Origin of the sequence: Georgenia satyanarayanai (assembly GCF_023715365.1) — a bacterium.
Taxonomy (GTDB): domain Bacteria; phylum Actinomycetota; class Actinomycetes; order Actinomycetales; family Actinomycetaceae; genus Oceanitalea; species Oceanitalea satyanarayanai_B.
Genome location: NZ_JAMBNZ010000006.1, coordinates 1 through 23,619, shown reverse-complemented (window position 1 = coordinate 23,619; position 23,619 = coordinate 1). Strand labels below are relative to the sequence as shown.

General features: G+C 72.6%; 18 protein-coding genes. 9 read left to right on the top strand and 9 right to left on the bottom strand.

What is annotated here, in order from left to right:
- Positions 1-73: 73 nt before the first annotated feature.
- The 5 genes from trxA to M3148_RS09080 form a co-directional block, all read right to left on the bottom strand.
- Positions 74-382, bottom strand: coding sequence for a thioredoxin (gene trxA / locus M3148_RS09100; RefSeq protein ID WP_308203232.1), 309 nt, complete (start codon positions 380-382; stop codon positions 74-76).
- Positions 383-408: 26 nt separating this feature from the next.
- The gene (trxB, locus tag M3148_RS09095; protein WP_251304366.1) at positions 409-1,413 is read right to left on the bottom strand and encodes a thioredoxin-disulfide reductase; all 1,005 of its coding nucleotides are present in this window, start codon (positions 1,411-1,413) and stop codon (positions 409-411) included.
- Positions 1,414-1,479: 66 nt separating this feature from the next.
- On the bottom strand, positions 1,480-5,475 hold the full coding sequence (gene murJ, locus M3148_RS09090; RefSeq protein WP_251304365.1) for a murein biosynthesis integral membrane protein MurJ: 3,996 nt from the start codon (positions 5,473-5,475) through the stop codon (positions 1,480-1,482).
- Positions 5,472-7,664, bottom strand: coding sequence for a DUF6049 family protein (locus M3148_RS09085; protein ID WP_251304364.1), 2,193 nt, complete (start codon positions 7,662-7,664; stop codon positions 5,472-5,474). Before M3148_RS09085 ends, murJ begins: the two co-directional genes overlap by 4 nt.
- Entirely contained in the window at positions 7,661-8,182 is a 522-nt protein-coding gene (locus M3148_RS09080; protein ID WP_110853897.1) for an NUDIX hydrolase, read from the bottom strand. The genes M3148_RS09085 and M3148_RS09080 overlap by 4 nt, the downstream gene beginning before the upstream one ends.
- Before the next feature lie 136 nt (positions 8,183-8,318).
- On the opposite strand from M3148_RS09080, the gene M3148_RS09075 reads away from it, so the two are divergent.
- Positions 8,319-9,770 (top strand): CCA tRNA nucleotidyltransferase, encoded by a 1,452-nt coding sequence (locus M3148_RS09075; protein WP_251304363.1) that lies wholly within the window; start codon positions 8,319-8,321, stop codon positions 9,768-9,770.
- Between the two features lie 69 nt (positions 9,771-9,839).
- Here the strand turns inward: M3148_RS09075 and M3148_RS09070 are convergent, their stop codons facing one another.
- Together M3148_RS09070 and M3148_RS09065 are read right to left on the bottom strand one after the other, a co-directional pair.
- Positions 9,840-10,343: a beta-class carbonic anhydrase gene (locus M3148_RS09070; protein WP_251304362.1), complete on the bottom strand. Its 504-nt coding sequence runs from the start codon at positions 10,341-10,343 to the stop codon at positions 9,840-9,842.
- A gap of 44 nt (positions 10,344-10,387) precedes the next feature.
- A complete protein-coding gene (locus tag M3148_RS09065; RefSeq protein WP_251304361.1) occupies positions 10,388-11,707 on the bottom strand; it encodes an MFS transporter in 1,320 nt (439 codons plus the stop codon).
- Between the two features lie 107 nt (positions 11,708-11,814).
- Here M3148_RS09065 and M3148_RS09060 point away from each other — a divergent pair, with 107 nt between their 5' ends.
- The 3 genes from M3148_RS09060 (at position 11,815) to M3148_RS09050 (ending at position 15,961) form a co-directional block, all read left to right on the top strand.
- The gene (locus tag M3148_RS09060; RefSeq protein WP_251304360.1) at positions 11,815-12,438 is read left to right on the top strand and encodes a PadR family transcriptional regulator; all 624 of its coding nucleotides are present in this window, start codon (positions 11,815-11,817) and stop codon (positions 12,436-12,438) included.
- Positions 12,435-13,514, top strand: coding sequence for an inositol-3-phosphate synthase (locus M3148_RS09055; protein ID WP_251304359.1), 1,080 nt, complete (start codon positions 12,435-12,437; stop codon positions 13,512-13,514). Before M3148_RS09060 ends, M3148_RS09055 begins: the two co-directional genes overlap by 4 nt.
- Before the next feature lie 209 nt (positions 13,515-13,723).
- Positions 13,724-15,961 (top strand): transglycosylase domain-containing protein, encoded by a 2,238-nt coding sequence (locus M3148_RS09050; protein WP_251304358.1) that lies wholly within the window; start codon positions 13,724-13,726, stop codon positions 15,959-15,961.
- A gap of 183 nt (positions 15,962-16,144) precedes the next feature.
- Here M3148_RS09050 and M3148_RS09045 read toward each other — a convergent pair whose 3' ends face one another.
- On the bottom strand, positions 16,145-17,176 hold the full coding sequence (locus M3148_RS09045; RefSeq protein WP_251304357.1) for a threonine aldolase family protein: 1,032 nt from the start codon (positions 17,174-17,176) through the stop codon (positions 16,145-16,147).
- 181 nt (positions 17,177-17,357) lie between these two features.
- Between M3148_RS09045 and rpsF the strand changes: the two genes are divergently transcribed.
- From rpsF to rplI, 4 genes are read left to right on the top strand one after another with little or no spacing between them, the layout of a single operon-like run.
- Positions 17,358-17,648 (top strand): 30S ribosomal protein S6, encoded by a 291-nt coding sequence (gene rpsF / locus M3148_RS09040; protein WP_251304356.1) that lies wholly within the window; start codon positions 17,358-17,360, stop codon positions 17,646-17,648.
- 38 nt (positions 17,649-17,686) lie between these two features.
- Entirely contained in the window at positions 17,687-18,250 is a 564-nt protein-coding gene (locus M3148_RS09035; protein WP_251304355.1) for a single-stranded DNA-binding protein, read from the top strand.
- A gap of 52 nt (positions 18,251-18,302) precedes the next feature.
- The gene (rpsR, locus tag M3148_RS09030; RefSeq protein ID WP_110853882.1) at positions 18,303-18,542 is read left to right on the top strand and encodes a 30S ribosomal protein S18; all 240 of its coding nucleotides are present in this window, start codon (positions 18,303-18,305) and stop codon (positions 18,540-18,542) included.
- Between the two features lie 17 nt (positions 18,543-18,559).
- Positions 18,560-19,009 (top strand): 50S ribosomal protein L9, encoded by a 450-nt coding sequence (gene rplI / locus M3148_RS09025; RefSeq protein ID WP_251304354.1) that lies wholly within the window; start codon positions 18,560-18,562, stop codon positions 19,007-19,009.
- Positions 19,010-19,127: 118 nt separating this feature from the next.
- Here the strand turns inward: rplI and M3148_RS09020 are convergent, their stop codons facing one another.
- The gene (locus M3148_RS09020) at positions 19,128-20,474 is read right to left on the bottom strand and encodes an MATE family efflux transporter (RefSeq protein ID WP_251304353.1); all 1,347 of its coding nucleotides are present in this window, start codon (positions 20,472-20,474) and stop codon (positions 19,128-19,130) included.
- 314 nt (positions 20,475-20,788) lie between these two features.
- Here M3148_RS09020 and M3148_RS09015 point away from each other — a divergent pair, with 314 nt between their 5' ends.
- A complete protein-coding gene (locus tag M3148_RS09015; RefSeq protein WP_251304352.1) occupies positions 20,789-23,434 on the top strand; it encodes a replicative DNA helicase in 2,646 nt (881 codons plus the stop codon).
- Positions 23,435-23,619: the final 185 nt, after the last annotated feature.

Genomic DNA, 23,619 nt, shown 5'->3' with positions numbered 1-23,619 from the left:
GGTGCCTCCTCCTGCGCGCTCGTCGACGCGTGTGCCAGGCTACGCCGCACGCGGCGCGCTGCGGCGCACCCGCTCAGGGAACGAGCGTGGCGAGCTGGGCCGCGAGGGCCGGCTTGGGCCGCGCCCCGACCAGCGACGACACCGGCTCACCGTCCCGGAAGAGGATCATGGTGGGCAGGGAGACGATGCCGTACGCCTGCACGGTGTCGGGGTTCTCGTCGACGTCCAGAGCGAGGACACGCAGCCGGTCCCCGTACTCGACGGCCAGCTCGGAGAGCACCGGCGCCAGCTTGAGGCAGGGCTGGCACCACGGCGCCCAGAAGTCGACGAGGACCGGGCCCGAGGCGCCCAGCACCTCGGTGGCGAAGGTGTCGTCGCTCACCTGCGCCACCGAGGGAGAAGAGGGCCTCACAGGGAGACGGCGCCCTGTGGGGTCTGGGAGGCGTCGGTGGCCGGCTCGGCGGCCTCGCCCAGGGCGGCGAGGTAGCGCTCGGCGTCCAGGGCGGCGGCGCAACCCGTGCCGGCCGCGGTGATGGCCTGCCGGTAGGTGTGGTCCACGGCGTCGCCGCAGGCGAAGACGCCGGGGACGCTCGTGGCGGTGGAGGGAGAGGTGACGACGATGTAGCCGTTCTCGTCGAGCTCCACCTGTCCGGCGAGCATGTCGGTGCGCGGCACGTGGCCGATCGCGACGAAGAGGCCGGTCGCGTCCATCGGCCGCTCCTCACCGGTGAGGGTGTCGCGCAGGGTGAGGCCGGTGACCTTGTCGGTGCCGTGGATGGCGGTGATCTCGCTGTTCCACGCGAACTCGATCTTCGGGTTCGACATCGCACGGTCGGCCATGATCTTGGAGGCCCGCAGCTCGTCACGGCGGTGGACGACGGTCACGCGCGAGGCGAACTTCGTGAGGAAGGTGGCCTCCTCCATCGCGCTGTCCCCGCCGCCGGCGACGACGATGTGCTGGTCACGGAAGAAGAAGCCGTCGCAGGTGGCGCAATAGGAGACGCCGCGCCCGCCGAAGGTCTTCTCGCCCTCCAGGCCCAGCTCCTTGTAGGCCGAGCCGTTGGCGAGGATGACCGCGCGGGCCCGGTAGGTGTCACCCTCCGCCGTCGTCACGGTCTTGACGTCACCGGTGAGGTCGACGGACACGGCGTCGTCGTACAGGACGGTGGCGCCGAACTTCTCGGCCTGGGTCTGCATCTTGTCCATGAGCTCGGGGCCCATGACGCCCTCGGGGAAGCCGGGGAAGTTCTCGACCTCGGTCGTGTTCATCAGTGCGCCACCGGCGGTGACGGCGCCGGCGATGACGACGGGCGCGAGATTCGCGCGCGCGGCGTAGATCGCGGCGGTGTAACCGGCAGGGCCGGAACCGACGATGACGACCTCGTGGAGGGTGGTCGGGGTGGTGCTCGTCATGGGAGTCCTTCGTCGCTCGGGGGTGCTGCTCGGGTCAAGGCGCGGAGGCCCGGATTTGTTCCGGGCTCACTCGACGGTGAGCTCGGCGAGCTCGATGCGGTTGCGGCCGTCGGAGTCGGCCACGGGCAGGGAGGTGAACCACAGGACGATGCTGTCCGTCTCGACCGGCTGGTCGAAGGCAAAGGTCGTCTCCGGGCCCATCTCGCCGGAGGCGAGGACGTCGCCCTCGGTGGGCGCGTCGGGGCTGGTGGCGCGGATCTCGACGTTGCCGCCCACGCCCATGAGGTCCATGGTGACCGAGGAGACGACGGTGGCCTCCTCCAGCTGGACGTGGAGGCCGATTCCGGACTTCATCCCGTACTGGGGGTCGACGTAGGAGCGGGAGCGCCAGTAGGTGTCCCTGTCGCCGTCGAGGGCCTGCGGGGTGAGCTCGGGGTTCTCCGCGCCGTCGCCCTCGGGGTCGAGGGGGGCGAGGGAGGCGACGGCGGGCGGCTCGGGCGGCGTCGTCTGCTCCGGCGCCGCGGTGGTCTCGGGCTCCGTGGCCGGGTCGGTCGCTTCCGGGCTGGCGGGGGCCGCGGTGGTGGCCGCGGGCGGGGCGACGTAGTCCTCCGGCTCGGCGGTGACGGTGCGGAAGGCGATGATCGCGCCGATGAGGAGAGAGACCAGAGCGACAGCGAGGACGATCGGCGTCGGGTCGAGGCGCCGCTCGCGGAAGGGGACGGGGGCGCCCGGCTCACGTACCGGCTCCTCTGCGACGACCGACTCCCACGAGCGGTCCTGCGCCTGCTCCGGTGCCGCCGCGACGGGCTCGGGGCGCTGCGGGTCGGCCGGGACACGGCCGTGCTCGAGAGCGGCGCGCACGTCCGCCTCGCGGGTCTTCGCGAGCCCCTCCTCGGCGCGGGCCTCGCGCTCGGCGGCGCGGGCCGAGGCGGCGGCGGAGACCTTTCCGGCGCCCGCGGACACGCGCCGGCGCACGGCGTCCACGCCCTTGCGGGTGCTGTCGGCGACGGCCGCCGCGGCCCCGCCCACCCCGGCGCCGATCGCGGCGGTGACGACCGAGCCGCGCGGGTGGCGGGCGGCGTGGGGGGCAGCGGCGGCGTCGTCCTCGGGGGCGACGACGGCGGTGAAGTCCTCCGGGGCGCCGGCCCCGCTCGGCATGGGGCGCGGCTGCCAGTCCGTGGTGTCCAGTGCCGGCTGGCGGGCCTGGTCGGGGGTGTCGGCGACGACGTCGTCGAAGGAGGGCTGCGGGGGCGCCGGCTCGTCGGCCGGATCCGCGGCGGCCGGGCCGGCGGGCTCGACGGCGGGCACCTCGTCCACGGGGGCCGGTTCGGGCAGCTCCGTGGCGAGCTCCGGCTCCTCCTCCGGTGCCGGCGTGGGCACGCCGGGCGCGGAGGGCACCGCAGCCTCGGCGGACGCAGCGGCGGCGGGCGTGGCGACGGCCGCTGCGGCCCCCGTCCCGGCGCCCGCACCGAGGGAGCCGGCGAGCGGCCACACCGGGTGGTCGCTGGTCAGCGCCTCGACGTTGATGTCGCGCCACGGCGCGATCTCGCGGATGAGCTCGCTCGGGGTGCGCGGGCCCTCGCCCGCAAAGGTTCGGGTGCACAGCGCGTTGAGGTCCGCGGGGACGTCGGCGCGCAGGCTGCCCGGCGCCACCGGGACGCCGCCCACGAGCGGCGCGGGCTGGACCTGACGGGCCAGCTCGGGTCCGCCGTCGGCCTCGGGCCAGGTGCCGGTGAGGGCGAGGTAGAGCAGCCGGACGAGGCCGAGGGTGTCGACCCGGGCGGCGGAGAGGGGATCGTGGTCGACGCCGAGGTAGGCCGCGGCCACACCGAGGCCACCGAGGCGGACCTGGCCGTCGGCGGTGACGTGCACGGCCGAGGGCAGGAGGACGAGGTGGTGGACCCCGCGGCGGCGGGCGGCCTCCAGGGCGCTGGCGACCTCGCCGACGACGGCGCGGGCCTGCTCGGGCTCCATCGGCCCGCTCGTGGCGAGCTCGGCGAGGGAGGGCCCGCCGGCGACGTCGGTGACGACGAAGGCGTGGCCCTCGTGGGCGCCGACGTCGAGCACCCGCTCGAGGCGGGGATCGTCGACGAGGGCGGCGCGCCGCGCGGCGTCGAGGGTCTCGGCGGAGGCGCCGGTGGTCGAGGGGAGCACGAGGGCGCGGACCTCGCGCTCGAGGATCTCGTCGCGGCCGTGCCACAGCGCGGTGGCGGGCAGCACGGGCGTGTTCTCCCGGTCGAGAAGGTAGCGCCCGGACAGCAGGGTGCCCTGGTCCAGCGTCGGTGCGGTGCCCGGTGCGTGCTCGTCCAGCGTCCTGCTCCCTCTGTCCGGGCCCGGTCCCGGGCCCCCGTCGTCGGGCCCCATCGTACGTGCGGGCGCCTCGCCGTCCCCCGCCCACCGGCGCAGACCCGGCGCGCGTCCCGCGACCTTCCGCAGCATCCGCAGGGCGGGGTCGAGGATGACGTCGAGCTCGGAGACCTTGAGCAGGCGAAGGAGGAGGAGGTAACCCAGCCCCATGAGGCCACCGACGAGGGCCACCTTGAGCAGCGACTGGAACGCGCGGGCGATGTCGGCCTGCGCCGTCGAGACGGGCCCGATGAGGTGGAGGAGCAGCCAGCCGAGCAGGAGCGGGGGCGTGGCGGCGAGGACGATTCGCAGGTGGCTGCGCAGCACCCGCCCGCCGTCGAGGCTCGGCAGCTTGAGCCGCAGCGCGAGGTAGGCGACGACGGACCCGACGACGTTGGACGCCGCCGTGGCGACCGCGGCGCCCACGAGCCACCACTCCGGCGGCAGGAGCATCGACAGGAGGCTGCCGACGATGACGAGCGCGGTCAGTGGGATCTGCAGCTTGAAGAGGGACTTCGTATCCTCAAAGGCGTAGTAGACCCGCTGGATCATCGTGAACGCGCCGAGCGCCGCGATGCCGCCGAGGAGGGCGACGAGCACCCGCGCGATACCGCGAGCCTCGGGGATCGTCGTCGTCAGGTAGGCCGCCTGGACGAGCGGCAGCGCGAGGACGGCGAGGGCGCCGCTGGCGAAGACCGTGAACACCGCGATCGTCCGCAGCCCGAGGGACAGGTCGTCGCGGACCTTGGCGGTGTCGCCGGAGGCCGCGTAGCCGGAGACGCGGGTGAACAGCGCCGTGACGAGCGAGACGGTGATGAGCGACTGCGGCAGCAGGTAGAGGAAGTTCGCGTTGTCCCACGCCGCGTTGCCGGGGGCGAAGCCCTCCCCCCGGTCGGCGGCCGCGGCGGCGAGGTTCGAGATCGCGATGAAGCCGAGCTGGGCGACGAGGAGGCTGGCGAAGGCCCAGGTCGCGACCTTGCTCGCCCGGCCCAGACCCGAACCGCGCAGCCCCCAGCGCGGGCGGAAGCGGAAGCCGGAGCGGTACAGCGGCACGATGAGGATGAGGGCCTGGAGGGCGACGCCGAGCGTCGCCGTGCCGCCGATGACGCCGATGCGCAGGCCGCTCCACGCCGTCGGGTCCTCGTGGGCGCCCGTGGCGCGGCCGCCGAAGACGACGATGTAGGCGACGAGGCCGATGAGGGCGACGACGTTGTTGAGGGCCGGCGCCCACATGTAGGGCCCGAAGTTGCCGCGTGCGTTGAGCACCTGCCCCAGCAGGGTGTACATGCCGTAGAAGAAGAGCTGCGGCACGCACCACAGCGCGAAGGCGACGGCGATGTCGAACCACGCCGGGTCCAGCTCGGAGGCGTAGACGGTGACGAGGACTCCCGCGCCCGCCGTGAGGAGCACGGTGAGCCCGAGCAGGGCGGCGCCGGCGATGGTGAGGAGCCGGTTGACGTACTCGTCGCCGCCGTCGCGCTGCTTCATCGCGCGGACGATCTGCGGGACGAGGATCGCGTTGAGGACGCCGCCCGCGACGAGCATGTAGACGACGTTCGGGAGCTTGTTGGCCACCGAGAAGGAGTTCGCGGCGCCGGTCAGACCGATCGCGCCGATGAGGGCGATGTTGCGCAGCAGCCCGAGCACCCGCGAGACGAGCGTGCCGGTGAACATGACCGCTGCCGACCCGGCCAGGCCGCGACGTTCCTCGCTCACGTGGTGGTCTCCTCCGGAAGTGGTTCGGACTCACCGAGCCGTCCGCGGCGGCGCGCACGGCGCACCGTCCGCACGAGCCCGGCGACGAGCATGACGACGAGCAGGCCGGCGGCGACGGCGGTGCCCACGGTCTCCCAGTCGGCGCGCACACGCACCCGGATCTCGGTGGGCTCGTCGATGGGCGCGCCGTCGGGGGCCGCGAGGACGACGTCGACGACGACGTCGCCGCTGCCGACGGCGTGGACGGGTACTTGCGCCGTCGCCGACTGCTGGGCCGGGACCTGGAGGGTGACCTCGTCGTCGGCGACGAGCCGCGGGTCGCGCGGGCTGAGCCGCACGACGACGGTCGCCGGCCGCGACATCTCGTTGGTGACGGCGACCGGGATGTGGGCCGTGTCGTTGATGAGGTTGAGCGTGCTGCCGGGACGGGCGGCGACGAGGCCGCGGCGCGCCTCGGAGGCCGCCTCGGCGGCGGCGACGAGCTCCGCGCGGGTGGCCGGCAGCTCCCGCCACGCCGCCGAGGTGACCTCGAGCAGCGCGGTGCGGACCGGGTCGACGAGCGCCTCCGGCTCCTCGAGCACCCCGGCGAAGGCGCTGGTCTGCGTGAGGATGTCGGACACGCGCGCGAGCTCGCCGGCGTCGACCTCGCCGTCCTCGACGACCGTCTCGGGCAGGTTCTCGCGCTCGACCTCCGGGGCCTCGCGCTCGAGCATCTCCGTCAGCCCCACCCGCTCCAGCCACGGGGCCTGGGCCAGGGCGGTGAGCTGGTCGGCGAGGAGCTCGGGGTCCCCGGTGAAGTCACGGGGCACGGTGAGGAGGAGGTCGCGGCGGTCCGCCGGGCGCTCGCGGGTGACGACCGCCGTCTCGGCGAGGAGGTACTGGCGCGCGGTGACGGGGTCGAGCTCGACGGGCGCCTGCTCCGGGTCCACCGGCAGCAGCGTCCCGGAGAGCAGCGCGGAGAGCCGCTCGTCGATGAGGACGGCGGGCAGCGTCGTGCCGTCGACGGCGACGGCGACGTCGGCCCGTGCGGACGGGGTGTAGGTGAGCTGGGAGGTGAGCGCCAGGCCGCTGCTCGGCAGCACGACCGCGGCCGCGCCGGCCTCGGAGAGGGCGGTGACGGTGTCGGCGTCGGGGGTCTGCGCCGCGGGCCACGCCAGGCCCGTCCCGGCGCTGAGCCCGACGTCCTCGAGCGCGGTGTCACGGGCAGCCGTCACGTCGTCGAGGAGGTCGGTGCGGCCCGCGTGGGTGAGTGCGGCGGCGTCGGCGTCCGCCCACAGGAGGGCGTGGACGGCGCGGCCGGGGGCGTCGGCGAAGTCGCCGACGGTGGTGCGCAGGACCGTCTTCGGTGCGGTCGCGGGCGTCGTGGGCTCCTCGGTCGGCTCCTCGCCGGCCGGCTCACCGGCCGTGAGGTCGACGACGGCGGGCACGTCGACGAGCAGGGAGGGGTCGACGGCGAGGTCGACGGCCGGGCGGTCCAGCGCGTCGAGGAGCGGCTCGAGGCGCCCGGCGGCGACGACGTCCAGGCGGGTACCGGTCTCCTGCGCGGCGGCGCGCTCCGGCGCGGTGGGGGCGGCGGCGGCGAGGACGGCCAGCGGCATCGTCTCGACCTCGATGTCCGGCCACCACAGGAGGAAGCTGCGGACGGCCGGGGCGTCGGTGAGGACGGGGATGTCGGCGTCGTGGGCGGTGACCTCGAGGCCGCGCGGCCCCCAGCCGCTGTAGGTGGCGGCGAAGGGCAGCGCGTCCGCGGGGACGGTGAGGGTGAAGTCGACCGTCGCGCCGGGCGGTACGGGGTCCTCGAGCCGCTCGGCGTGGAGGAGCGTCGTGGCCGACAGGGACGTCGGGTCGAGCCAGCGCTCGAGCATGGAGCGGCTGATCGGGGCGCTCTGCTGGGCGCGCAGCCGCAGCTCCGGCACGGCGATCTGCGTGCTCGTGCCGTTGACGACGCGGCCGCGCACGACGAGGTCCTCGCCGGGTCGAAGGACGGCGGGGCTGATGCCGGTGAGGGTGACGGTGACCTCGGAGGCGGGCACGCCCGTCGTCGGGTCCTCCGTCGTGGGGACGGGGGTGTCATCAGGGCCGGGGGTCGTGCTCGCGGTGGCGGTGGGCACGAGGCACAGGAGGGCCGCGAGCACGAGGAGCACGACGGCGCGCGGGCCGGCCCCGGACCAGGTCCAGGTGATGTTCATGCGCGTCCGGCCAGCACGTCCCTCGCGGTGGCGACCACGCGCCGCTCGTTCGGGTAGGCGAGGCGCGAGGCCACCTCGGTGAGGCTGACCCACGCGACATCCTCCGCCTCGCAGTCGGGGTCGTTCTCAATCGTCAGCTCCCCGCCCGTGGCCTCGAGGAGGTAGTGGTGGACGACCTTGTGGACGCGGCGGTCGTCCCCCGAGAACCAGTAGTCGATGGTCGCGAGGTGGCGCAGCACGCGCCCGGTGATGCCGGTCTCCTCCGCGATCTCTCGGACGGCCGCCTCCTCGGGGGTCTCCTCGCCCTCGAGGTGCCCCTTGGGCAGGCACCACTCCAGCCGCCCGCCCCGGTTGCGGCGGGCGATGACGGCGGTGAACGCCTGCCGGTCCTCCACCCGCACGACCAGGCCGCCCGCCGACGTCTCGTCCACCACCGGCAGCAGCGTCGACCGGGGCGGCGCGGCGCGCGGACGCGGCGGCGCAGGGACGCGCCGACGCGGCGAAGGGACGGCGGACATGAGGTCACCATAATCAACTGGCCGGAGCGATGCGGCCGTCCCGCGCACGACGGCGCGACATCGGGGCCCGGGACGTGACGGACGCCCGCCCCGGCGGCGTGGCCCCGGGCGCCGTCGGCGTGGCAGGCTGTGGCAAGTGCCGCCCGCCAACGACTCGACGTCCTCGCTCGCCCGCACGGCCGCCGCCGCGCTGACCGCGCTGCCGCCCGCCGTGCTCGACCTGGGCTCCGTCTTCGCCGACGCCGGGCACGAGCTCGCGCTCGTCGGCGGCCCCGTCCGCGACGCCTTCCTCGGCTCGGTGAGCCACGACCTCGACTTCGCGACCTCCGCCCGCCCCGACGACACCGAGCGGCTCCTCGCGCGCTGGGCGGACGCCCACTGGGACGTGGGCAAGGAGTTCGGGACGATCGGTGCCCGCAAGGGTGACGTCGTCATCGAGGTGACGACGTACCGGACGGAGGCCTACGAGGCGGACTCCCGCAAGCCGGTCGTCGAGTACGGCGACACGCTCGAGGGCGACCTCACCCGCCGTGACTTCACCGTCAACGCGATGGCCGTGACGCTGCCCTCCCTCACCTTCGTCGACCCGCACGGCGGGCTGGAGGACCTCCAGGCCGGGGTGCTCCGCACGCCGGTCGACCCCGAGCAGTCCTTCGACGACGACCCGCTGCGCATCATGCGGGCCGTGCGCTTCACCGCCCAGCTGGGCTTCGACGTCGAGGCCGGGACGATGGCGGCGATGTCCGCGATGGCCGACCGCCTCGCGATCGTCTCCCCCGAGCGGGTCAACGGCGAGCTGCAGCGGATGCTCCTGTCCGAGCGGCCCCGCCGCGGCCTGGAGCTCATGGTCTACACGGGCGTCGCCGCCGTCGTGCTCCCCGAGCTCGACGAGCTCCAGCGCACCGTCGACGAGCACGGGCGCCACAAGGACGTCTACGAGCACACGCTCGTCGTCCTCGACCAGGCGGTCGAGCTGGAGACCGGCCCCGACGGCGCCGTGCCCGCCCCGGACCTCGTCCTGCGCCTGGCCGCGGTGCTCCACGACATCGGCAAGCCAGCGACGCGGCGCTTCGAGCCGGGTGGCGGGGTGAGCTTCCACCACCACGAGCTCGTCGGTGCCCGGATGGCGGCCAAGCGCCTCAAGGCGCTGCGCTTCGACAAGCAGACGATCAGGGACGTGTCCCGGCTCGTCGAGCTCCACCTGCGCTTCCACGGGTACGGGGAGAGCCAGTGGACCGACTCCGCCGTGCGCCGCTACGTCACCGACGCCGGTCCGCTCCTCGAGCGCCTCCACCGCCTCACCCGCGCGGACTGCACCACCCGCAACCGCCGCAAGGCGTTGCGCCTGGCGGCGGCCTACGACGACCTCGAGGAGCGCATCGCGGCGCTCGCGGAGGAGGAGGAGCTCGCACGGATCCGCCCGGACCTCGACGGCGAGCAGATCATGGCGACCCTCGGCGTGCCGCCGGGCCCCGTGGTGGGGCGCGCCTACCGCTTCCTGCTCGACCTGCGCATGGAGCGCGGGCCGCTTGGGGAGGACGCCGCCCGCGAGGCACTCCTCGCCTGGTGGGCCGCCAACCAGGACTGACCACCCCCCCGCTCACGCCGACAGCCGGATTCCTCGCGGAGGAATCCGGCTGTCGGCGCGAGGAGGGGGTTACTCGACGGGCTCGAGGAGGCCGGTGTCGACGTCGTAGAGGAAGCCGCCGGCGGCGACGGTGTCCGGGATGAGCGGGTGGGAGCGCACCTTGGCGATCTCCGCCCGGATCGACTGGACCTGGTCGGTGATGACGCCGAGCGACATCCACGTGGCGTCCTGGCCCTGGAGCCGGCCGATCTCGGCCTGCAGCTCCTCCTCCGAGCGGGAGGCCATCGCGCAGCGCGTGTGGTGGACGACCAGCACCCGCTCGACGCCCAGGAGGTTCGTCCCGAGGACGAGCGCGACCAGCACCTGGTCGGTGACACGGCCACCGGGGTTGCGCAGGATCTTCGCGTCGCCCGGCACGAGACCGATCATCCCGATCGGGTCGATCCGCGAGTCCATGCAGGTGACGACGGCGACGCCCGCCCGGGCGACGCCGTCGAAGCCGGCGAGAGAGAAGTCCTCGGCGTAGCGAGCGTTCGCGGCGAGGAGGTCGGCAAAGGGTTCGGCAGAGCTCATGGGGTGCGACGCTACTCCGCTGCGCCGTCGCCTCGCGGCCCGGCTCAGGTCGCGGACCCGTCCCGCTCGCTCGCGTGGACCGGGCGCGGAGCGTCGGCGAGCCGGTGGGTCGCCGCGCCGTAGCCGAGCGAGACGGCGAGGTAGACGACGGCGAGCACCGCGAAGACGACGCGGGACCAGCCGGTGTCCGGCAGTGCCCAGGCGCCGAGCGCGGCGGCCGCGACAAAGGCCGCGTTGTACAGGACGTCGTAGAGCGAGAACGCGCGGCCGCGGTAGTCGTCGTGGGTGTCGCGGTGGACGATCGTGTCGACCGCGATCTTCGCGCCCTGGACGCTCAGGCCGAGGAGCACCGCCGAGACGGCGACGACGACGAGCTGCGGGGTGGTGACGAGCAACGCCTGGCTCAGGGCCCCGATCGCGAGGCACACGACGATCCACCGCGAGGGCGACATCCGCTCGTGCGCGAGCGGCGTGAGGACGATGGCCAGGCCGTTTCCGGCGAAGGAGATGCCGCCGAGGAGCGCGAAGGTGGCGAGCCCGGCTCCGGCGTCGGCCGGGTCGGCCAGGAGGTTGCGGGAGATGAGGATGAGCGCCATGAAGTTGACGCCGTAGAGGAAGCGGTGGACCGCCATGACGCCCAGCCCCAGGCCGGGGGTGCCGCGGCGGACGAGGTAGCGTGCGCCGTCGACGAGGTCCGAGACGGTCTGCTGGATCGCCATGGTGACGCCGGTGCGAGGCCGGACGGTGGGCCCGAGCTCGCCCCGGCGCAGCCGTACGGCGAGGGCCGACGCTGCCGCGAAGAGGAGCGCTGCGGCGACGAGCGCGGCGGAGCTCTTCGCGGCGGCGGGCGCGAGCAGGCCGGTGACGAAACCGATGCCCCCACCGGCGACGGCGGACACGGCGCCCAGGGTGGGCGTGAGCGTGTTGGCCATGAGCAGCTGCTCGCGCGGGACGACGCGCGGCAGGCCGGCGGAGAGCGCCGCGAGGAGGAAGCGGTTGACGCCGAGCGTGACGAGCGCGAGGACGTAGACGAGCACGGAGACGCCCGCGGTCCCGATGAGGACGGCCAGGAGAAGGGCGAGCACCACCCGCACGGCGTTGCCGACGAGGAGCACCTGGCGGCGGCTCCACCGGTCCAGGAGCGGCCCGGCGAAGGGACCCACGACGGTGAAGGGCAGGAGGAGGACCGCGAACGCTGCCGCGACGCCAGAGGCGGTGGCCATGTTGGCGGGGTTGAAGAAGAACAGGGTGGCCAGGCCCACCTGGAACATGCCGTCACCGCACTGGGACACGAGCCGGACGGCGAAGAGCTTCCGGAAGCCGGGGTGGACGGCGAGGGTGCGCAGGTCGGCGGGGATGCTCACCGGTGCAGGCTATCTCTCGGCCGATCGCCCTCCGGCGTGCGCTACTCTCAGCCAGATATATCGCAGCGATATATCGCGACGACCGATCAGGACGGGCAGGAGGAACCATGAGCACGCGCGCGGAGGTCCTCGAGCTCGCCATCCTCGGCCAGCTGGGCAGCGCGCCCATGCACGGCTACGAGCTGCGTCGCCAGCTGGGTACGCAGCTCGGTGCCTTCCGCACGCTGTCCTACGGCTCCCTCTACCCCGCGCTGCGCCGGCTCACCGAGGGCGGCCTCATCGCCGAGGCGCCCGCCGGCTCCCTGCCGCACCCGCTCGCGGGGCGCCGGGGCCGCATCGTCTACAAGCTCACCGCCGCGGGCCGCGAGCGCCTGGCCGCCACCCTCGCGACGGCGGACCCCGCCGCGTGGGAGGACGAGGCCTTCGACGTCCGCTTCACCCTCTTCGCCACCACCGACGCGCGCACCCGGCTGCGGATCCTCGAGGGCCGGCACGCGCGGATGGTCGAGCGCCTGTCCCTGCTGCGCGAGTCGACCCAGCGCACCCGCGAGCGGATGGACGCCTACACCGCCGAGCTCGCCCGCCACGGCCTGGAGCAGGTCGAGCGCGAGGTCGAGTGGCTGGAGAACCTCATCGACACCGAACGGGGCACCCCCGGTGCCCTCGACCTCCGATCACCCGGACCCGCGGGCGACCCGCCCGCACCCCCCACCCACAAGGAGCAAGAATGAGTTCGATCCGTGTCGCCATCGTGGGCGTCGGCAACTGTGCGTCCTCCCTGGTCCAGGGCGTGCGCTTCTACGCCGACGCCGACCCGGGAACCACCGTCCCCGGCCTCATGCACGTGACCTTCGGGGACTACCACGTGCGTGACGTCGAGTTCGTCGCCGCCTTCGACGTCGACGCGAAGAAGGTCGGCCTCGACCTCGCCGAGGCGATCAACGCCAGCGAGAACAACACCATCAAGCTCTGCGACGTCCCGGCCACCGGGGTCACGGTGCAGCGCGGCCACACCCTCGACGGCCTGGGCAAGTACTACCAGGAGATGGTCGACGAGTCCGACGCGGAGCCGGTCGACGTCGTCGCCGCCCTCAGGGACGCCCAGGTCGACGTCCTCGTCTGCTACCTGCCGGTGGGCTCGGAGGAGGCCGCACGCTTCTACGCGCAGTGCGCCATCGACGCCGGCGTCGCCTTCGTCAACGCGCTGCCCGTCTTCATTGCCGGCACCAAGGGCTGGGCCGACAAGTTCACGGCCGCGGGTGTGCCGATCGTCGGTGACGACATCAAGTCCCAGGTGGGCGCCACCATCACCCACCGCGTGCTCGCCAAGCTCTTCGAGGACAGGGGCGTGCGCCTGGAGCGCACCTACCAGCTCAACGTCGGCGGCAACATGGACTTCAAGAACATGCTTGAGCGCGACCGCCTCGAGTCCAAGAAGATCTCCAAGACGCAGGCCGTCACCTCGAACATGACCGGCGAGCTCAGCGCCCGCAACGTCCACATCGGCCCGAGCGACTACGTCCAGTGGCTCGACGACCGCAAGTGGGCCTACGTCCGCCTCGAGGGCAAGGCCTTCGGTGAGGTGCCGCTCAACCTCGAGTACAAGCTCGAGGTGTGGGACTCCCCGAACTCCGCGGGCATCATCATCGACGCGATCCGCGCCGCGAAGATCGCCCTGGACCGCGGCGTCGGCGGCCCGCTCCTGTCCGCCTCGAGCTACTTCATGAAGTCCCCGCCGGAGCAGCGCGACGACGACACGGCGCGCGCGGACGTCGAGGCTTTCATCGCGGGCCAGCTCGAGCGCTGACACCGCGACGACGAGGACGCACCACCCGGCCGGGAGGTGCGTCCTCGTCGCATGTGAGGGCTTTGTCGAGACCCGCGCAGAGTGTGGGTGGATCGTGTGGAGGGCGCACTGGACGAGCGCAGCGTCCCGGGGTGCGGCAGGGTCGGTACCGCATACTTGGGGGTCGCCGGGCGCACCTGCCCGGCACACCGCAGCCGAGGAGGAGACGCGTGGCGGCCACACAGGAGCCGGGACGCCGGAGCAGCGCCACGACGAAGGGGCGCAAGCGCCGCTTCGACTACCCACGCTCGGGCAAGGGACCGATCCGGCGCTGGCTGCCGAGCTGGCGGGTGGTGCTGGGCGCCGTCGTGACGGGCGTCGCGATCGTCGTCGGCGTCTTCGCCGCCGCGTACCTCACGACCGACATCCCCGAGCCGGGTGACTTCGCGCAGGCCCAGGGCACGCACGTCTACTTCGCCGACGACGAGACGGAGATGGGCAGCTTCGCGGAGTACAACCGCGAGATCATCGACCCGAGCACGCTGCCCGCCCACGTGGGCAACGCCGTCGTCGCCTCCGAGGACCGGCGCTTCTACGAGAACGTCGGCATCGACCCGATCGCCATCGGCCGCGCCCTGGTCAACAACCTGCGCGGCAACCCGACGCAGGGTGGGTCGACGCTCACCCAGCAGTACGTCGAGCGCTACTACATCGGCACGACGACGAGCTACGTCGGCAAGTTCCGCGAGGCGATCCTCGCGCTCAAGATCGACCGTGAGCTGTCCAAGGACGAGATCCTCGGCGACTACCTCAACACCATCTACTTCGGTCGCAACGCCTACGGCATCGAGACCGCGGCGCAGGCCTACTTCGACAAGCCGGCCGCCGAGCTCACGCTCTCCGAGTCTGCGCTGCTCGCCGGGGTCATCCCCGCGCCGAGCGCGTGGGACCCGGCCATCGACCCGGAGCGCGCCGAGGAGCGGTGGGCACGGACGCTGCAGTTCATGGTGCGCGACGGCTGGATCACCCAGGAGGAGGCCGACGCGCAGACCTTCCCCGAGACGGTCGAGCACGTCCGCTCCGACACCTACGCCGGGCCCGACGGCTACCTCCTCGACATGGCGCGCCGCGAGCTCGTCGACAAGGCCGGCCTCACGGACGAGGAGATCGACACCCTCGGGCTGCGGGTGACGACGACGATCGACCCGCAGGCCCAGGAGGCGGCGGTGGAGGTCGTGGACGCGCTGCCGGAGGACCGCCCGGCGGGCAACCGGGTGGCGCTCGTGTCGATCGACCCCGCCTCCGGACAGATCGTCGCGCTCTACGGCGGTCCTGACTTCGTGTCCCAGCCGCGCAACGCGGCCACGCAGGACGTCGCCCAGGCGGGCTCGACCTTCAAGCCCTTCACGCTCGTCGCGGCGCTCGAGGACGGGATCCCGCTGAGCAAGACCTACCCGAGCTACACGCCGATGGAGATCGAGGGCTTCGAGCGTCCGGTCAACAACTACGACGCCTTCAACCGCGGCTACATCGACCTCGTCACGGCCACCGAGCAGTCCGTCAACACGACGTACGCGCAGCTCAACATGGACGTGGGCCCCGAGCGCTCGGTGGAGGCCGCCGTCGCCGCGGGTCTCCCGAAGGACACGGCCGGCCTCGAGCCCGTCCCCTCCAACGTCCTCGGCCCGGCGTCCCCGCACCCGATCGACGTCGCCCGCGCCTACGCGACCTTCGCCGCGCAGGGCGTGCGGCACAATCCGTACATCGTCGCCGAGGTGACCGACGCGGACGGCAACGTCATCTACGCCGGCCACTCCAACGGCACGGAGGTCTTCGAGCCGGACGTCATGGCCGAGGCGACCTACGCGATGACCTCGGTCATCAACGAGGGCACCGGCGTGCGCGCGAACGACCTCGGCCGGCCCGCGGCGGGCAAGACCGGCACCTCGAACGAGGGCCGCTCGGCGTGGTTCGCCGGCTACACCCCGCAGCTGACCACCGTCGTGGCGATGTACCAGGTGGGCGAGGACGGGACCGAGGAGTCCCTCACGCCCTTCGGGGAGTACGCGTCGATCACCGGCTCGACCTACCCGACGACGATGTGGCGCGACTTCATGTCCACGGTCCTCGAGGGCGAGCCGGTGGAGGAGTTCCCCGAACGCCCGGCCCCGCCGGTGCCGACGTACGTGCCCCCGCCGCCCGCCCCGGAGCCGGAGTTCGAGCCGGCGCCCGAGGAGACGGAGGCGCCGACGACGGAGGAGCCGGCCGAGGAGCCGACGACGGAGGAGCCGGAGCCCGAGCCGGAGCCGACGACCGAGGAGCCCGTGCCGGAGCCGACCACCCAGCAGCCGGAACCGACGCCCACACCCACGCGGACCCCACCACCGCAGGACGGTGACGGGGACGCCGGGGGTCAGGCCGGCCGCCCAGGCAGCGATCAGGGCGGTCAGCGACCACCGAGCGGCTGAGGTCACACGTACGAGAGCGCAGCTCCTGCCGGAGCTGCGCTCTCGGCGTCTCCGGGCCCAGGTGCGCGTGGGCGTGTGCCACAAAGGGCCCCCGCGCCGGGGCAGCGGGAGGTGCCGTCAAGCGCTGAGCCTTGCACGACCGTGTGTGCCCGGCGCTTTGTGGCGCACTCCCCGACGGCGCGGTCAGTCGAGGATGCGCGCCAACCCGCCGACGAGCGCCCGGACGTCCTCCTCGGTCGTGTCGAAGGAGCACACCGCCCGCAGCACGCCCGCCGGCCGGGCCCACGCGAGCACCGGGAGCTGCGCGGTGACCGCCCCGACCGCCGCCGGTGGCACCGGCACGAACACGGCGTTGGCCTCCACCGGGTGGACCGGCTCGAGGCCGAGCTCGGAGCGCAGCAGGGCGGCGAGGTGGTCGGCGGCGTCGTTGGCGTGCTGCGCGGTGGTGCGCCACAGGTCGTCGGTGAGCAGCGCGAGGAGCTGCGCGGAGACGAAGCGCATCTTCGAGGCGAGCTGGGTGGAGGCCTTGCGTAGCCGCGCGACCGGTTCCACGAGCGCCGGGTCGAGCACGACGATCGCGTCCCCGAACAGCGCCCCGTTCTTCGTCGCCCCGAAGGAGAGGAGGTCCACGCCCTGCGCCGTCGTGAGCGCGGCGAGGGAGGTGCCGAGCCGGGCGGCGGCGTTGGCCAGCCGTGCGCCGTCGACGTGGACGGAGGCGCCGTGGCCGTGCGCGGCCGCGACGAGGTCGGCGAGGTCCTCGGGCCGGTAGACGGTGCCGAGCTCGGTGCTCTGGGTGAGGGAGAGGGCGGCGGGGCGGGCGTGGTGGACGCTGCCGTCGTCCGCGGCGAGGACGGCGGCGACGTCCGCGACGTCGACCTTCCCGTCCCGTGCCGGGAGCGTGCGCACGGCGGCGCCGGCGACGAGCTGCGGCGCGGTCGACTCGTCCGTGGCGAGGTGGGCGTGCTGGGAGGTGAGGACGGCGTCCCACTTCTGCAGCATCGCCCCGAGCGCGACGACGTTGGCGCCCGTCCCGTTGAAGACCGGCAGGATCGTCGCGTCGGGGCCGAAGACCTCCCGGGCGCGGGCGTCGAGGGCCGCGGTGACGGGGTCGGCCCCGTAGGACGGCGCGTGGCCCTCGGCGGCCGCGGCGAGGGCGGCGAGGACGGCCGGGTGCGCGCCGGAGGCGTTGTCGGAGGTGAAGCCACGCGTCGTCATGGGCGCCATTGTGCGCCCGAAGGTGATGTGGATGACGCTCCGGGAGCACGTCGTCGTGCGTTAGAGTGGTGCGTTGGCCGCGGCCGGTGCGTACCTGCGTACCCGTCCGTAGCCGCAGTCGCATCACCCTCCTGTCACGGACCGTCCGTGACCGCCAAGTCCAGAGGAGGTGGGTATAAGCATGCGCCAGTACGAGCTGATGATCATCCTCGACCCGGAGGTCGACGAGCGCACCGTCGCCCCGTCGCTCGACAAGCTGCTCTCGGTCATCACGACCGGTGGTGGCCAGGTCGACAAGGTCGACATCTGGGGTAAGCGTCGTCTTGCCTACGACATCAACAAGCGTTCCGAGGGCGTCTACGCGGTCGTCGACATGACGACGACGCCGGAGCTCGCCCAGGAGCTCGACCGCCAGCTCGGGCTCAACGAGTCCGTCCTGCGCACCAAGCTCATCCGCCCGGACGCTCACTGAGCCTCCCGACCACCCCCTGACCCCTAGAGGAGACCGACATGGCAGGCGAGACCGTCATCACCGTGGTGGGCAACCTCACGGCTGACCCCGAGCTGCGCTTCACCCCCTCCGGTGCGGCCGTCGCGAGCTTCACCGTGGCCTCGACGCCGCGGACGTTCGACCGGCAGTCCAACGAGTGGAAGGACGGCGAGACGCTGTTCATGCGCTGCTCGGTGTGGCGGGAGGCGGCGGAGAACGTCGCCGAGTCCCTCGCCAAGGGCAACCGCGTCATCGTCCAGGGGCGTCTCGTCCAGCGGTCCTTCGAGACCCGTGAGGGCGAGAAGCGCACCGTCGTGGAGATGCAGGTCGACGAGGTCGCTCCGTCCCTCCGCTACGCCACGGCCAAGGTCACGCGCACGCAGCGCGGCGGCGGCGGTGGTGGCGGCTTCGGCGGTGGCGGCGGTGGCGGCGGCCAGCAGGGTGGCGGTTTCGGTGGCCAGCAGAGCGGTGGCTTCGGTGGCGGCCAGCAGGGCGGCGGCTTCGGCCAGCCGGCCGGCGGCCAGGCCGAGGACCCGTGGGCCACGGGTGGGTCGAGCTCGTTCGGTGACGAGCCCCCCTTCTGATCAGACGTACAGCGTGGCGTGAGCCGCGCATGAAGAACCCAAGGAGCACATCATGGCGAAGCCCGTACTTCGCAAGCCCGGCAAGAAGAAGGCCAACCCGCTGAAGTCGGCCAAGGTCGAGGGCATCGACTACAAGGACACCGCGCTGCTGCGCAAGTTCATCTCCGACCGCGGGAAGATCCGTGCGCGTCGCGTGACCGGTGTGTCCGTCCAGGAGCAGCGCGCCATCGCCAAGGCAGTCAAGAACGCCCGCGAGATGGCCCTGCTGCCCTACGCGAGCTCCGCTCGCTGACCCAAGGGAGACACACAATGGCCAAGCTCATTCTCACCCACGAGGTCTCCGGCCTCGGCGAGGCAGGCGACGTCGTCGAGGTCAAGGACGGCTACGCCCGCAACTACCTCGTGCCCCGCGGCCTGGCGACCGGCTGGACCAAGGGCGCGCAGAAGCAGATCGACCAGATCCGCAAGGCCCGCAAGGCCCGCGAGATCTCCACGGTCGAGGACGCTCGCGCGGCACGCGACTCGCTGCAGTCCAAGTCGGTCGTCCTCGCCGTGCGCGCCGGCTCGGGCGGACGCCTGTTCGGCTCCGTGACCACCGGCGAGATCGCCGACGCGGTCAAGGCTGCCGGCGGCCCGGCGATCGACAAGCGCAAGATCGAGGTCACCAACCCGATCAAGGCGCTCGGCGAGCACCGGGTGCAGGTCCGCCTGCACGCCGACGTCCAGGCCAACCTCACGGTCCAGGTCGTCGAGGCCTGACCAGGCCCTAGCCGTACTCGAGGCGCCGGCCGGTGGGAGACCACCGGCCGGCGCCTCGCGCTTTGCCGGCCGGCGCTAGGTGTGGACCTTTGGGCCTCAGAGGTCGGAAGGTCCACACCTAGGCTGCGCCGAGGACCATCCACCTCTCGCCGCGGGCCCGCAGCCCAGTGGTAATCGCGCGGGCGGTCATGAAGCCCCCCGCGAAGGCGGCCCACAGCCAGGCCAGGCCCACGCCGTCGTGCGGCGCCCAGGCCCACACGGCCGCGAGCAGCGGGACGTAGACGACGAGCGTGAGTGCGCCGGCCCACGCGAGGAAGGTGCCGTCGCCCGCGCCGATGAGCACGCCGTCGAGCACGAACACCCACCCGGCCATCGGCATGAGCAGGCCGGTGACGACGAGTGCGACGGCGGCGGCCGAACGGACTTCGGGGTCGGTGGTGAAGAGGGTGGTGATCCACCAGCCGCCGGCGGCGATGACGACGCCGATGACGGCGCCCGCGCCGACCCCCCACTGCAGCGTGCGGCGCAGCACGGCACGCACCCGGCCGGTGTCGCCAGCGCCGAGCCCCTGACCGACCATCGCCTGCGCGGCGATGGCGAGGGCGTCCATGGCGAAGGCCGCGAGGCCCCACAGCGAGTTGACGACCTGGTGGGCGGCGAGCGGCACGGCCCCGAGAGCGGTCGCGGTGACGACGGTGAGGAGGATGGCCACACGCAGGCTCACGGTGCGCACGAGCAGCGGTGTCCCGGCGCGGGCGTTGGCCCAGATCCCCGCCGTGCGAGGGCGCAGGGAGACGGACAGGCCGCGGGCGCCGCGCAGGACGACGACGGCGAGGGCGAGTGCCATGAGCGTCTGGGCGATCGCGGTGCCGAGCCCGGACCCGGCCACGCCCATGTCGAGGCCGTAGATGAACACGGCGTTGAGGGCGACGTTGACGGCGGCGCCCGCCGTGGCGACGGCGAGCGGGGTGCGGGTGTCGAGGAGGCCGCGCAGGGTGCCGGTGGCCGCGAGGACGACGAACATGCCGGGCAGCCCGCCGGCCGAGTACTGCAGGTAGGCGACAGCGTGGGGCGTGACGGCGTCCCCGGCACCGAGGGCATTGACGATCCACGGCGCACCGGCGCCCAGGAGTGCCGCGGTGAGGACGCCGAGGCCCAGGGCGAGCCACATGCCGTCGATGCCGGCCGTGACGGCGCCCGCGCGGTCACCCGCACCGATGCGGCGGGCGGTGGCTGCCGTGGTGGCGTAGGCGAGGAAGACGAAGACGCCGACGGTGGAGACGAGGAGGGTGGAGGCCAGGGACAGGCCCGCGAGCTCGGCGGTGCCGAGGCGCCCGACCATGACGGAGTCGATGAGGACGAAGAGCGGCTCGGCGACGAGCGCCCCGAGGGCGGGGACGGCCAGGGAGAGGATCTGCCGGTCGAGGGATCGCCCACTGTCCCCAGTGAGCCGAGCGTTGTCCACCAATGTGCCGACCAATTTCCTTCCACACTGTGTGCACGGCCAGATCCGCGAGATTCCCGGGGCTCCGGGAGAGTTGCACGGGTGTTATCCACATGATTGTCCACCGCCTGTGCACGGACGGGCCAGCCCTATCCACCATCTGTCCCCAGGGTTGTCCACACCCGTGGATGGATCCGTGCGCCTGTGCACCGTACGGTGCACGGGCAGGTCATCGCGCGCGTGGCGCGCCCCCGGGTGCGCCGCCGGCCCGTTCGGGTCGACGCGGACCGGGGCATGTCAGTGGTCCGCGATAGACCAGGAGCAGGAGGGTGACGATGACTGATTTGGACCACCGGGTCCTCGAGTCCGGACGGGGTGGGCGCGAGCTCTACGACCGCACGCCGCCGCAGGACCTCGCCGCGGAGCAGAGCGTGCTCGGCGGCATGCTGCTGTCCAAGGACGCCATCGCCGACGTCGTCGAGGAGCTGCGGGGCCCGGACTTCTACCGGCCCGCGCACGAGCTCGTCTACGACGCGATCATCGACCTCTACGGCCGCGGCGAGCCGGCCGACGCCGTCACCGTGGCCGCCGAGCTCGGACGGCGCGGCGAGCTGGGCCGGGTGGGCGGCGCCGCCTACCTCCACACCCTCATCGCCTCGGTGCCCACCGCGGCCAACGCCGGCTACTACGCCCGGCTCGTTCGTGACCAGGCGGTCCTGCGGCGGCTCGTCGAGGCCGGCACCCGCATCGCGCAGCTCGGCTACGCGACCGACGGCGGGGACGTCGACGATCTCGTCAACTCCGCCCAGGCCGAGGTCTACGCCGTCACCGAGCAGCGCACGAGCGAGGACTACGTCCCGCTGCGGGACACGATCAACCTCACGATGGAGGAGATCGAGAACGCCGCCAACCGCGGGGAGGGCATGGTCGGTGTCCCCACCGGCTTCAACGACCTCGACGCGCTGACCAACGGCCTGCACGGCGGCCAGATGATCATCATCGCGGCCCGTCCGGCTATTGGAAAAAGTACGCTGTCCCTCGACATGTGCAGATCAGCGTCGATCAAGCACGGGCTCACCTCGGTGATCTTCTCGCTCGAGATGGGCCGCACCGAGCTGACGATGCGTCTGCTCTCCGCCGAGGCGGGCGTGCCGCTGCAGAACATGCGCAAGGGGACGATGCGCGACGAGGACTGGACCAAGGTGGCCGCGGCCATGAGCCGGGTGTCCGAGGCACCCCTGTTCATCGACGACAGCCCGAACATGTCGCTCATGGAGATCCGCGCCAAGGCGCGGCGCCTCAAGCAGCGCCACGACCTGCGCCTCATCGTCGTCGACTACCTCCAGCTCATGTCCTCGGGAAAGCGCGTGGAGTCCCGTCAGCAGGAGGTCTCGGAGTTCTCCCGTGCGCTCAAGCTCCTCGCCAAGGAGCTCGAGGTGCCGGTCATCGCCGTCGCGCAGCTCAACCGTGGCCCCGAGCAGCGCACCGATAAGAAGCCGGCGATGAGCGACCTTCGCGAGTCGGGCTGCCTCACCGCGGACACCCGCGTCATGCGGGCGGACACCGGCGCCGAGGTCACCATGGGCGAGCTCATGGAGTCCGACGCCACGGACGTGCCGGTGTGGGCGCTCGACGACCGCCTCAAGTACGTGACCCGCCACATCACGAATGTCTTCACCACGGGCGTGAAGCCGGTCTACCGGCTGCAGCTGGCCTCGGGCCGGGAGGTCAAGGCCACCGCGAATCACAAGTTCCTCACCTACGATGGCTGGTTGCCGCTTGGCGAGCTCGAGGTCGGCGCCCGCGTCGGAGTGCCTCGCCACGTGCCGGCGCCCGAGCATGAGACCGAGTGGGACGACCGCAAGGTCGTCATGCTCGCGCACCTGCTGGGGGACGGATCCTTCGTCAAGCGCCAGCCTGTGCGTTACGCGTCGGTCGACGAGGACAACATCCGCGCCGTCGGAGACGCCGCGACGGCGTTCGGCATCACGCCGGTGCGGGACGAGTACGCCGCCGCCCGCTGCACCACGCTGCGTCTGCCTGCGCCTCACCACCTCACGCACGGCAGGCGGAACCCGGTCGCCGAGTGGCTCGACGGGATGGGTCTCTTCGGCCTGCGGAGCCACGAGAAGTACATTCCGGAGGCCGTCTACTCCCTGCCCAAGCGCCAGATCGCGCTGTTCCTGCGACACCTGTGGGCGACAGACGGGTCGATCGTCCTTCACCCGAACGGTCGTGCTGGTCGTGTCTACTACGCCACGACCTCACGCCGGCTCGCCGACGGCGTCGCCAACCTGCTCCTGCGCTTCGGCATCGACGCCCGGATCCGCTCGACGACGAAGCCCGGGTACCGGCCCGGGTACTCGGTCGACATCTCCGGGGTCGAGGAGCAGCAGGTGTTCCTCCGGCGTATCGGCGTCCACGGCGCCCGGGGCAGGACGGCCGACGAGCTGCTCGCTCGGATCGAGGACATCAAGGCCAACACCAACGTGGACACCATGCCGATGGAGGTGTGGGGCGACGTGCGCCGGATCCTCACCGAGTCCGGCACGACCCACCGTGACTTCCAGGCGGCGCTCGGCACCCAGTACTGCGGCAGCACCCTGTTCAAGTCCGCCCCGTCCCGCGCCCGCATGGCTCGCATCGCCCAGGTGCTGGACAGCAAGGAGCTGGACGTCCTCGCCGTCAACGACCTCCTGTGGGACCGGATCGTCTCCGTGACCCACGTCGGTGAGGAGCGCGTGTACGACGCGACGGTTGCGGGCAACCACAACTTCATCGCCAACGGCGTCGCGGTGCACAACAGCCTCGAGCAGGACGCCGACATGGTCATGCTCCTTCACCGCGAGGACGCCTACGACAGGGAGACGCGCCCGGGCGAGGCCGACATCATCGTGGCCAAGCACCGTAACGGTCCCACCGACACCATCACCGTCGCCTTCCAGGGCCACTACTCGCGGTTTCACGACATGGCGCACTGAAGGTGCCGAGGATGCTCTAAAACTACACTTTGGGTCTCGAAACTGTACAAGTTCAAACGGGCTCTTCGGACATTCGGTGGGGATCACGTCTTGAGGCCTCCGGCGACGAGGAGCATACGGAGACGGTAGTTGTCGCGGTTGCGGTAGCCGCGGGCGAGGCGGCGGTGGAGCTCGATGATGCCGTT